The sequence below is a fragment of the Bartonella sp. CR127HXZ genome (genome assembly GCF_042194555.1).
Classification (GTDB): Bacteria; Pseudomonadota; Alphaproteobacteria; order Rhizobiales; family Rhizobiaceae; genus Bartonella; species Bartonella grahamii.
The window spans coordinates 87,626-99,596 of sequence record NZ_JBHIMZ010000008.1 but is presented as its reverse complement, the minus strand read 5'-3'; the positions used below and the strand labels follow the sequence as shown (position 1 = coordinate 99,596).

The following is an 11,971-nucleotide window of genomic DNA, read 5'->3' as shown; positions in this document are numbered from 1 at the left end:
TTTTCAAATACTGATTTCCCAAATCACCATTTTTTTCGTGTTTCATGATCGTCTTACGATCAAGCAAAGCTGTTGCAGGACTTGCAACAATATTATTAAGAATGAGCTCTGCTGGATAAGGCTTATCAAATTTCATCACCACTGTTTTCTCATCAACAGCTTGCAAAGCATCATCAACATTTTGTTCTGTAATTCCATATTCATTAAAAATTGCCGCATTACCCATCTTCAATTTGACAACCCGCCTCATACCCCAAACAAGATCATTGGCATTGGCTGGCTTGCCATTATTAAACTTCAAACCATCACGCAAATGAAAGGTAATCACCGTACTGTGATCATCACCTGAAACATCCCAATGAGTTGCTAAAGCGGGAACCATTTTAGCAGGATCATCTGTCGCAGTACTGACTAAGTTATCACAAACATTGCGAACAATTTCACTTCCATAAACATCCGTGAGCTGCGCAGGATCAAATGTACTGATTGCATCAAGATTCCAAGCCATCACAAGGGTATCAGCCGGTGTTTTTGCAGAAACCTGTTGTACAACTACCCCCAGCGCAATAAGAGCAGAAACAAGAGATCCGCTACTTTTCAATATTTTTCTTTTTAAGTTCATAGACTTTTCCTTTTAAAGTTTATTGTATAAATTCCCCACGCAACAAGAATGTGCAAAATAATAAAATTAGACTATGCACCGAAAAACAATCTAATATATGATGAATGACATAACCCATCACCAATTATTGATGATATTACAACGTCTACCATTGAAGGCTATAAGACAAAGATTTCTTCTCTCTTGTCGGACAAGTTCAGCTCTTCTTTACTCTAGCGTTTTTATGCCATCAAAGGACAATCCCCTGTTAGCTCAAAAACCTTAATAACAAAGAGCCTTCATAATAATTTGATATTTCAACAAAACAGAAAAATTTTCCCATCGCCCAACATCAACCACCTCTACCCCTTCTGCAAAAGGAATTTTGGATTTTTCCATAATTCCCCACTAAATAACAGCTTCTCATTATATCTTATTTCCAAATAAAAGGAGCACGGGCACCACAAACCTCTGACATTCCCTCACGCGTCCGTACATAACAAAACTTTTTTCAATATTGTATTTTAAATACCTTTGCTCCTTTAACAACACACAATTCATTGCTTGCATTTTTTCAGAAAAAAATCTTTTCAATGACTAAGGTTGAAATACCTAAATATAATACCTATATAAGCACACCCTTATCAGAATAGATAGTCTTTTTTTAAGTAAACTGTCTTGAAATATTATTTCTATACACAACAACAATAAGTCGGTTACAAAATCTTCAACGAACAAAAACTCTCACCCTGACGCGGAATATCGAAACGTTATAAAATTTCTCTACAAATTCTCAGAAACAAAAGGATACCCCTTCATTTCATTAAATGAAGCGCCCTGAAAATATCGCGAAAATGCAATAAAATACGCGTATATTTCAAAAAACAGCACTGTTATTACACCAGTACTAAGGTAATGAACTTAAAAAAGTAAGAAAAAATAAAAAATGTTTTTCTTTTATGCTAGTAACATTGCTGTACTATGATAATATAATAAAAAACACGATCTTCGAAAGTATATTAAAATGAACCGAAAGAAAAAGTTGTTAAATTCTTCTCATGCGTTTCTTGGAGGAACATTAAACCGTGCTAGTCTAAAATTGCTTATCCTTTCATTCTTCATTGGCATCGTAATGAATTTTTTGGGATGGACACCTCGAAACCTCATACAAAGAATAGTAGATTTTTTTCAATCACTATGGAAAGCAGGATTTATAACGCTTACAAATTTCTTTCATATAACTATGACGGGAGCTATTGTTGTTGTACCTATTTTTCTTATCTTACGAATTTTTCATAAAAAATAAAAGCCTTAACATTTTCCTTGCGCTAATCTTTTCGAAAAATCAAACGACATAAAAATCCTGTAGTAATAGCAATAATCACTGCAACAATACCATATAAAAAACGATACTTGTGCGCTGCATAAAAAATTGTATAAGCGATATGTGCTTTAACAATTTCAAGAGTCGTTGTTGCACTATCAATAAACTGTCCATCACGAAAAAGATAAGCACGAACTTTATAATGTCCAACAGGAATATTTGCTGGCAAACGAAAATGTGCTGTGAAAAGTGTGTCAGAACCAAAACGAACACCACCTACTTCCTCGTAATAAAGGCTTTTAGCTTTTTGCAATTTTATAAGTTCATCGCGAAAGCTTTGTATTTTTTTCTGGTCTTGTTCATCCGTCTGTAATGGCAAATAGAGTAATCCTAACCCCAAGCGTTTATAATCTTCAATGCTCGTAATATCGTCAATTTCACGTGTTGTGACCATAGAGTAAAAAAGAGGAACCTTTTTAAAAATAAGAGAATCTGTATTAACCCATACACCGGCATTGCGTTTTTTTTCTCGCATCACCATTGTCCGATCTTGTCCCTCCAAGCTTACAACAATATCATAACGGTTTTGTCGAGAATATAACGGATCAATATTTTCCAAAACACCAGCAATATAAAGATCACGACCAGCAAAATTTGCATCCACAGTAATCGTATTCGTTGTTACGATAATTTGGACAGTTTCGTGGTCAAGTTGATCAATGGATGTAGCTGGCGTCCCAACATGTGACCATGTAGAAAAAGAAATAAAACAAAAAAAACCTGCAATGATGTATAAAGAAAATAATCTACCCATTTTTATCTCATAAGAATATCCAGAGAGAAAAGATTATCAGGGCGTATAAATAATTGAAAAGCAAGACGCATACACACAATCAACACTAAACATGCAAGCGCCATACGCAGTTGTTCAGCCTTTAACTTCCTTCCAGCCCTTGTTCCATATTGCGCACCAATACTTCCTCCAAGCATTAACAAAAAAGCCAAGACAATATCAACGGACTGATTAGTCATACTTTGCAAAACTGTCGTGAAAGAAGACACAAATGTAATCTGAAAAAGTGAAGTCCCAATCACCACACTGGTTGGAACACGCAGAAGGTAAATCAATGCTGGTATCATAAAGAACCCCCCACCAATTCCCATAATAGAAGACAACAACCCCACAATGAGACCAATCCCTAAAACTGGAATAATGCTAACATATATCATAGATGTCCGAAAACGCATTTTTAAGGGTAAGCGATGAATCCAGTTATGTCGACCAGCAAGACGAATATTGGCTTTTCCTGCCTTACGTTTGCGCATCATATCATACCAACTTTCAACGATCATTAAGCTTCCTACACTTCCAAGAAGAATCACATAAAGAAGCGAAATCATTAAGTCTAATTGACCTAACTTTTTCAAAACAGAGAAAACCTGAATCCCGATTAAAGACCCCCCCCCTCCTCCAATCGCCAAAAGAATACCAAGTTTAATATCGAGCGTACGTCTTCTAAAATGTGTAATTGCTCCTGTTACAGATGACGCAATCATCTGGTTAGCACCTGTTCCAACAGCAATAGCAGGAGGAATATTATAAAAAATCAATAACGGTGTGATGAGAAACCCACCACCGATTCCAAAAAGGCCTGAAAAAAAACCAGCAACGACTCCCATACCAATCAAGATCAGCATATTGAGTGACATTTCAGCAATTGGTAAATAAATACTCACTTACAGAACCTTCAAGATAATCTGAGGTTTTTTTAACAATTAGAGAATCCTTCTCCAATTATCCTCTTTTCCAATAATCTTTGTTGCGTGTTTAAAAGAATAATTCTAGTTGCTATAGCTTTCGTACAAACACGAATGCGCAATACATTTCACATCTATTAACATCAACATCATACAAATTAAAAAAAACGAGCTCCTTTTAAAAAGCTATAAAGACATAACGTTACCGCTACCACAAATACAACGGTTAAAAAACAAAGAACACTTTTTTTTACCAAATAAGATGAAAACGAGACATGTTCCCGAGACTGCGCCTTTAAAGAAGAAAAACCATTCTCACTGCAATGATTAGATACCTGAACACCCATCATACCCTTTTCTTCTATCACAGCACGCTTCACTACTCCCTTATCCTTTTTAAAAGAAGGTTTCAGAGCATCACTGGGCAAAGAACTTCTATTTTCTTGCTGCAACGTATTTTCAACATTTGTTTGGAGTGGAATTATACCGTTTTGTTTCGAAAAATTTTGCATCTTTTGAAAGAATAAACGTTCTTGATTTTCCTGACATTCCATATGAGCAAGTTTTTGTACAACAGAATCAGGTGATTTTGAACGAGATACCCGTCGTGTTACCGCTTCTTCTTCTAAGCTTTTTTTTTCACTCTGCAAACTTTTAACAATTGTTTTAATCTGCTCTAAAGACTCAAAAAGCTTTTTTTCTCTTTGACAACGTATATAATGTTCAGCCAAAATAGCTCGACTAATATCATCTAAGTAAGATTTAAAATGCTCTTCTACAGAACTCTGCTGCATCAAAGAACGGGGCGGATGCTTCATTTGCATTTGCGTATAAACGGTGCGTAATTTTTGAGCAATATCCGACATCGTTACTTCTACAGAAGTATCCATTCTTTCTTTCTGTTCAACAAAAGAAAAGAATTTACCATTCCTAACCTGATTGGTCGCCTGATCGATCGTATGACCCTTCGTATTCACAAACGCCTACCCCTCATTAATCTTTTTGAAAAGAATCGCAACAAATGATGAGATAGTGTGCTCTATTTTAGTAAATAGAGCTTTAAGAACTCCTAAAAACTTTTTTGTTAGAAATATTTTCCCCAATCTTTATCCAAAATATTTGTTTGAAAGACAGATCTTTAATTTTTCTGTCTTCAAGATTTGAAGAGCAAAATCATTCCCCCATTTTTATCTTTTTCACTTAATTTTTCATTGTATAAAGGACCTATTGCACCATCATAAACAAAGCATAAGAAACTAAAAAAGAATATTCTCACAAGACAGATTGATTTTTTTACTTTTTATTCAAGCAAATAAGGCAATTATAGCAATGCAAAAATATGAAGATTGAAAATAACGACGAGAAAGTACAAGTAAACGTAAAAAAGCTTATATGAAAGATAACACAGGTTATAAATGAGACTTCATTCTAAACAATTTGGTTTCTTATGAGTATTGCTATAAACTTGTGGTCATACAAACAAAGAGGATCATTATGAAGATAATTGTCGCTGTCAAACGTGTTGTTGATTATAACATCAAGATACGCGTCAAACCCGATAGTACAGGTGTTGATCTGTCTCACGTAAAAATGTCTATGAATCCTTTTGATGAGATAGCCGTGGAGGAGGCTATTCGCCAGAAAGAATCCGGTAAAATTTCAGAAGTTCTTCTTGTTTCAATTGGCCCAGAAGCAGCCCAAGAAACTCTACGAACAGGACTTGCAATGGGCGCTGATCGCGCACTTCTTGTCACAACGGATAAAACACTTGAACCCTTAGCAATTGCTAAGGTTCTCAAAGCTATTGTTGATGAAGAAAAACCCGATATGGTCTTTTTAGGAAAACAAGCAATTGATGATGATAGCAACCAAACAGGACAAATGCTCGCAGCTCTTCTTGGTTGGGGACAGGCAACTTTCGCTTCACATCTTAACATAGAAAATGGGCATGCTACAGTTACTCGTGAAGTTGATAATGGAACACAAACTCTTTGTCTTCCCCTTCCCATGGTTATGACTGCCGATCTACGGCTCAATGAACCGCGTTACACCTCTCTCCCCAATATCATGAAAGCAAAAAAGAAAATCATTGAGCAAAAATCTCTTGCTGATCTTGGCATCGATACGGAAGCACGCTTAACAATTTTAAGCGTTGAAGAGCCAAAACCCCGTCAATCCGGTATTAAAGTGGCGAATGTAGTAGAGCTTGTCAGTGCGCTAAAACAAAAGAACTGCATTTAATATTCTCACCACTAGAGTAAAAGCAACACTCACATAAAAGGGCAAAAACTTATGGCAATTCTTTTATTGGCTGATCATAATACAGAAGAAACAGCAAAAGCGCTCACCGCTGCACGCGCACTCAGTAATGATATCGATATTCTGGTTTGCGGAGAAAAAATTCAAACGATAGCGGAAAATAGTGCTAAACTTAATAGTGTGCGGCAGGTTCTTATTGCAAAAGCAGACTATTTAGCCCATCAACTTGCCGAGCCTATGGCAGATACAATTCTCACGTTAGCAAATGATTATGATGTGATCATGGCTGCATCCAGCAGCACTGGAAAAAATGTGATGCCACGCGTAGCAGCCCTTCTTGATCTTATGCAAATTTCAGATATTACCGCCATTCTTTCACCCGATACCTTCAAACGACCCATTTATGCAGGCAATGTACTTGAAACTGTCCGTACCAATGATCATAAAAAAATTATAACAGTTCGCACAGCTTCTTTCACACCAACGCCTTCCCAAAATAATTCTGCTCCCATTAAAATAATAACACCAGCTCCCAATCCAAATCTTTCTTCTTTCGTAAAAGAAGAAACCAACAAAATTGATCGTCCTGATCTTACCTCTGCACGTGTTATTATATCAGGCGGGCGTGGTCTTGGTTCTCAAGAACAATTTATGGCACTTCTTCTTCCCCTTGCAAACAAATTAGATGCCGCTTTAGGTGCCAGCCGCGCAGCAGTTGATGCAGGCTACGCTCCCAATGACTGGCAAATTGGACAAACAGGAAAAGTCGTTGCCCCTGAACTCTATATCGCCGTTGGCATTTCCGGTGCAATCCAGCATTTAGCCGGTATAATGGATGCACAAATTATTGTTGCCATTAATAAAGATGAAGAAGCTCCCATCATGCAAATTGCCGATTACACCCTTGTAGGTGATCTCCACCAAATTATTCCAGAATTAGAGAAAGCTTTATAAGTTATGAATGCATTTCCGCATGACCAACGTGAAAGTATGGAGTTTGACATAGTCATTGTCGGAGCAGGACCTGCAGGGCTTTCTGCCGCAATTCGCTTTAAACAAATTAATCCTGAGCTTTCTGTTACAATTGTTGAAAAAGGGACCGAAGTTGGTGCACATATTCTCTCGGGCGCAGTTGTTGACCCCATTGGTATCGATACACTCTTACCAGAATGGAGAAATGACAACGACCATCCCTTCACAACCCCTGTCACCCAGGACCATTTTTTTTTTCTAAAGCCTCAAAAAGCGACACTATTGCCCAATATTTTGCATCCCAGAATCTTATCAAATAACGGATGTTATATCGTTTCGCTTGGGAGCGTCTGCCGCTGGCTAAGCAAAAAAGCTGAAGCGTTGGGTGTTGAAATCTATCCTGGTTTTGCAGCAACAGAGCCCATTATCCAAAAAGATAACGGAGCTATCATTGGTGTTCTCACCGGTGATATGGGGCTTAACAAAGATGGAACCCCTGGAAAAAATTATATGCCTGGTATGGCGTTATTGGCAAAATATACTCTGATTGCGGAAGGAGCACGCGGCTCAATTGCAAAACAACTGATAAAACATTTCAACCTTAGCAAAAATCGTGAACCACAAAAATTTGGTCTTGGACTCAAAGAACTCTGGGAAATTGATCCCCATAAACACCAACGCGGTTTAGTGCAACATTTCACTGGTTGGCCCTTAGACAATAATACCGGTGGTGGTGGCTTTCTTTATCACCAAGAAAACAATGTCATTTCTGTCGGTTTTGTTGTGCACTTAGATTACAAAAATCCTTATCTTTCTCCTTTTGAAGAATTTCAACGTTTTAAAACACATCCAAAACTCTATGAAATCTTCAAAGGTGCAAAACGTCTTTCCTATGGTGCACGTGTTATCAGCGAAGGAGGTTGGCAATCTGTACCAAAACTCACCTTTCCTGGTGGAGCACTTATTGGCTGCTCTGCTGGCTTTGTCAATGTTCCTCGTATCAAAGGCTCACACAATGCCATCTTATCTGGCATATTAGCTGCCGATAAAATCGCTACCGCTCTCGCGCAAGGACGTGCCCATGATGAGGTCAAAGAAATCGAAGAACAGTGGCGAAAAGGTCCCATTGGCAAAGATCTTTATAAAGTGCGAAATGCCAAACCGCTCTGGGCACAATATGGGACAAAATATGGAATTAAACTTGCCGGTTTTGATATGTGGTGGCAACAGCTGTTCGGATTTTCCTTATTTAAAACACTCCCCCACAAAAAGGAAGATTATGAATATCTTGAACCAGCAAAAAAATTTCAACCTATTGCTTACCCAAAACCAGATGGTGTTGTAACCTTTGATCGCCTTTCAAGTGTTGCCCTTTCCAATACGCACCATGAAGAAAATCAACCTTGCCATTTAAAAATAGCCTCATTAAGAAAACAAAAAGACTCCGAATATGCAATCTATGGGGCACCTTCCACACACTATTGCCCCGCCGCTGTCTACGAGTGGCTAGAGTATAATGATCATCTGACTTATATTATCAACGCTTCAAATTGCATACATTGTAAAACATGCGATATCAAAGATCCGAACCAAAATATCACTTGGACCTGTCCGCAAGGCAATGAGGGCCCCTTCTATCCCAATATGTAATGCCCCAATGTATAATCATTGTTCATTCTCCTAAAATTGAAATATACAATTAGCCTTAAACGTTTCTAAGGTACTTATTATACTGTTAAAGCTGTAGAGAATATGAAAAAATGAAATATTTTTCTGATAAGGGCTTATATTTGATCAATAACAATACAATTAGCTGTTTATGTTTCAAAACAGGCTGTTTACATTTGCTCAGAAAAACAGTTTGGATATCAATAGAATATTTGAAAGATAGGCGTTATGGAAATAGTCTAAAAAGCTTAGCTTTTAAAAGAGCACAGCCAAGCGTGAGATGGTGGCATAGGTAAAATTGTTTTTTGGTTCTCGAAGGAAAAACTTTATAGAAAATCGTGGAGCTGATAGAATATTGGTTACATCTGGAATTTGTTTTACTAAAAAAGATAACGCGGATCAAAATAGATAATAATGTTAGATTAAGACGTTAAATATGAGATTATCTTATTGTAGTGTAATCGATTATTCGAGTAAGGTAAGCCTTTATAATGATAAAAAAATGCGCTGATAAAAATGAGCCCAAATGGCTTATGGGTATGGATAAAACTCTTGTGGTGAGGGAAATTTGATGAAAAGAAAAGAGCATGTGTGAAAAAGCATATTTTATAGGTGCGCATGCTTATTCTGCACCCGTTATAGAATCAGGGCTTTATCTTGTGGCAACGCCTATCGGAAATCTTGCAGATATTACGCTTCGTGCTTTGCAAGTGCTTGCAAGAATTGATATTTTAGCGTGTGAGGATACACGGGTAACACGTATTTTGTTGGAACGTTACGGTATTCAAAAAAAAACTTTTCTCTATCATGAATATAATGCGCAAAAAGCGGGTCCGAAGCTCTTAGCGGCTTTAGCAGAAAACAAAACAGTAGCGCTTGTTTCAGATGCGGGAACACCACTTATTTCTGATCCCGGATTTCGATTGGTGGAAGAAGCCCGTAAAGCTGGTCATAAAATTATTCCTATTCCTGGAGCATCCGCTCTTTTAGCCGCTCTTATACCGACAGGGCTTCCTACTGATAGCTTTTTTTTTGCAGGTTTTTTGAGTGCACGCAAGCTACAGCGCAGAAAACGGTTGGAACAATTAAAAGAGATTCCAGCAACTTTAATTTTTTATGAATCACCGCATCGTCTTGTTGAAACTTTACAGGATATGGTCACTCTTTTTTCGGCTGATCGACCTGCTGCCATTTGTCGTGAATTAACAAAGAAGTTTGAAACAGTAGATGTTTCCAATTTAGGGAATTTGTTGGAAAATTACAAAAAACAAGCACATATTCGTGGGGAAATTGTTGTGCTTGTTGGAGAATCATCCTCTTCTTTAAATGTGATAAGTGATCAAGAAATTGATGAAATGCTATTAGAACGCGCGCAGACACATTCTGCTGCTCAAGCAGCAGCTTTGGTTGCAAAAGAGACCGGTTTTAAAAAGCAGGAACTTTTTCAGCGGTTAGTTTTTTTAAAAAATGCGTAAGATGATACAAAAAAAACGCAGACAAAAGTCTTTTTATCGAGGGATCCGTGCAGAAAAATTGGCAGCTTGGTGGCTACGTTGTAAAGGGTTTCACATTGCCGAAATGCGTTTTAAAACAAAATGTGGGGAAATTGATTTAATTGCACGACGTGGAAATCTTGTGTTAATTGTTGAAGTTAAAGCACGTTCAACGTTGGCTGAAGCAATGGAAGCGGTTTCCCGAATGAATGAAAAGCGAATTGAGGCAGCAGCCGATATTTGGCTCGCACGGCAAAAAGATTATGCCCTTTTATCTGTACGCTTTGATTTGATTGCAATTTTACCTTGGCGTTGGCCACAGCATATCCCTGCATTTTTTACATCTAATCAATAAGAGGCAGCCCCCATTTTAACCATACTCAATAAAAAACATTTCGTTTTTATGTGCATATGCGTTAAAAAGTGTGTAACCGTTTGAGCGCTATAAGGAGTGAAATATGGATGATTATGAAAAGTTTGCAACAGGTTTACTCATTGTTTTTGGAGCGCTGATTATTGGTGGTTTAATGGCAATGCATATTGTACTTATGAATAAACCAGGTTTTTTATTTGCATTAGCCGCAGCTGTTGTTGGTTGGTTTTCTGCTTTTGCCGTTCTCTTTGACAAACCAAAAATCTATTTGGGCTTGATTATTCTTGCTATGATATGTGTTGCCTCTTCAATTAGCGCTTATGTTAGTTAAAACACCTGAAATGTTGATTGAGATTCCTTTTAAAATATAAAACTGAGAAATAGAAATGAAACTTGGCTTTTTGGGAACGGGTACAATCAGTGCTTCAATGGTGAATGGACTCATGACAAGCACCTTTGATGTTTCTTCCATTATTGTTTCACCTCGCAATGCACAAACAGCAGAGCGCCTTTCAAACACTTATGATAAAGTTATAATTGCTGAAAATAACCAAGCGTTGCTCGATATTAGTGATTGTGTTTTTCTTTGCTTGCCCAACCAAATTGCAGAAGGCGTTTTGCGCTCTCTTCATTTTCGTCCAGAACAGCTGGTTATTTCCGTACTTGCTATGGCAAAAGCAGCAGAAATAGAAGAGTGGATTAATCATAAAGTTTATCGTGCTGTTCCATTACCTTTTGTTGCAGAATGCAAAAATTTGACACCAGTCTATCCCGATCATCCCTTTTTACGCACTTTATTTGATGCATTGGGGGGCACATTGGTGCTGGATAAGGAAGAGCAATTTAATCTTTTTATGACAGCTGGTTCTCTGATGGGAGTATATTTTAATTTTATAGAAACAGCCCATCAGTGGTTTATAACACAGGGGTTAAAAAAACAGCAATCAGCAGAATTCCTTACCATGATGTTTGGAAATCTTACGGATGAAATGCGTAAAATTATAGCAACGAATCGTTCTGCATTTCTCGATTTTGCACTGCTTGAAAAAGAGTTTTCAACAAAGGGTGGAACAAATGAATTTTTGTCAAATTACTTTTCTCATCAAGGGGGAAGGAATGCTTTAACAACGGCTCTTGAGGCTACTTTGCAAAAAATGAATGCTTCTAAAAAGACTTGACCAACATTTTTTTATCATCTCAATAAGAAAGAGCTAAATGTTGAAGATTTATATCAAGAAAACTCATATCGAAAAATGCTTTTTACACCTGAAAAAGATACCATCTTATGAAAAGAATTGATTTTTAAAATATTTTTTACAACCTTTTACAATTTTTCTAAATTATTTTTATTTTCTGTCTTCTTCTTTTATCCTCAATACCAATATTTTTTTCTACCTCATGGCTCTATCTCTTCTAATTTGGGTCCCCTTCAGGTTATCCAAACGCATGAATAATTTTTTGTTTATTTAACCTATATACTCCACTCACACATTAAAACCTCCCCTTACAAAGAAGCAACTATT

At 37.2% G+C, this 11,971-nt stretch carries 12 protein-coding genes; 8 read left to right on the top strand and 4 right to left on the bottom strand.

What is annotated here, in order from left to right; all coding sequences use genetic code 11:
- On the bottom strand, positions 1–622 hold a 622-nt coding region (locus tag ACFIKY_RS06190), incomplete at its 3' end, for an ABC transporter substrate-binding protein (protein ID WP_375661552.1).
- Positions 623–1,625: 1,003 nt separating this feature from the next.
- On the opposite strand from ACFIKY_RS06190, the gene ACFIKY_RS06185 reads away from it, so the two are divergent.
- The gene (locus tag ACFIKY_RS06185; RefSeq protein ID WP_026500288.1) at positions 1,626–1,907 is read left to right on the top strand and encodes a DUF6460 domain-containing protein; all 282 of its coding nucleotides are present in this window, start codon (positions 1,626–1,628) and stop codon (positions 1,905–1,907) included.
- A gap of 22 nt (positions 1,908–1,929) precedes the next feature.
- Here ACFIKY_RS06185 and ACFIKY_RS06180 read toward each other — a convergent pair whose 3' ends face one another.
- The 3 genes from ACFIKY_RS06180 to ACFIKY_RS06170 form a co-directional block, all read right to left on the bottom strand.
- Positions 1,930–2,739, bottom strand: a complete 810-nt coding sequence (locus ACFIKY_RS06180; RefSeq protein WP_375653010.1) for a TIGR02186 family protein — start codon at positions 2,737–2,739, stop codon at positions 1,930–1,932.
- A gap of 2 nt (positions 2,740–2,741) precedes the next feature.
- Positions 2,742–3,662, bottom strand: coding sequence for a sulfite exporter TauE/SafE family protein (locus ACFIKY_RS06175; protein WP_015856288.1), 921 nt, complete (start codon positions 3,660–3,662; stop codon positions 2,742–2,744).
- Positions 3,663–3,841: 179 nt separating this feature from the next.
- The gene (locus tag ACFIKY_RS06170; RefSeq protein ID WP_375636332.1) at positions 3,842–4,660 is read right to left on the bottom strand and encodes a hypothetical protein; all 819 of its coding nucleotides are present in this window, start codon (positions 4,658–4,660) and stop codon (positions 3,842–3,844) included.
- A 517-nt stretch (positions 4,661–5,177) separates the two neighbouring features.
- On the opposite strand from ACFIKY_RS06170, the gene ACFIKY_RS06165 reads away from it, so the two are divergent.
- From ACFIKY_RS06165 to ACFIKY_RS06135, 7 genes are all read left to right on the top strand, one after another.
- Positions 5,178–5,924 (top strand): electron transfer flavoprotein subunit beta/FixA family protein, encoded by a 747-nt coding sequence (locus ACFIKY_RS06165; protein WP_375636331.1) that lies wholly within the window; start codon positions 5,178–5,180, stop codon positions 5,922–5,924.
- Positions 5,925–5,975: 51 nt separating this feature from the next.
- Entirely contained in the window at positions 5,976–6,896 is a 921-nt protein-coding gene (locus ACFIKY_RS06160) for an electron transfer flavoprotein subunit alpha/FixB family protein (protein WP_375636330.1), read from the top strand.
- 3 nt (positions 6,897–6,899) lie between these two features.
- On the top strand, positions 6,900–8,564 hold the full coding sequence (locus ACFIKY_RS06155; RefSeq protein WP_375653006.1) for a 4Fe-4S dicluster domain-containing protein: 1,665 nt from the start codon (positions 6,900–6,902) through the stop codon (positions 8,562–8,564).
- A 605-nt stretch (positions 8,565–9,169) separates the two neighbouring features.
- Positions 9,170–10,057: a 16S rRNA (cytidine(1402)-2'-O)-methyltransferase gene (gene rsmI, locus ACFIKY_RS06150; RefSeq protein WP_375661551.1), complete on the top strand. Its 888-nt coding sequence runs from the start codon at positions 9,170–9,172 to the stop codon at positions 10,055–10,057.
- 4 nt (positions 10,058–10,061) lie between these two features.
- The gene (locus ACFIKY_RS06145) at positions 10,062–10,430 is read left to right on the top strand and encodes a YraN family protein (RefSeq protein ID WP_375636343.1); all 369 of its coding nucleotides are present in this window, start codon (positions 10,062–10,064) and stop codon (positions 10,428–10,430) included.
- Positions 10,431–10,533: 103 nt separating this feature from the next.
- Positions 10,534–10,779 (top strand): hypothetical protein, encoded by a 246-nt coding sequence (locus ACFIKY_RS06140; protein WP_015856281.1) that lies wholly within the window; start codon positions 10,534–10,536, stop codon positions 10,777–10,779.
- 55 nt (positions 10,780–10,834) lie between these two features.
- Positions 10,835–11,626, top strand: coding sequence for a pyrroline-5-carboxylate reductase (locus tag ACFIKY_RS06135; RefSeq protein ID WP_375636324.1), 792 nt, complete (start codon positions 10,835–10,837; stop codon positions 11,624–11,626).
- The last annotated feature ends 345 nt before the right edge of the window (positions 11,627–11,971 follow it).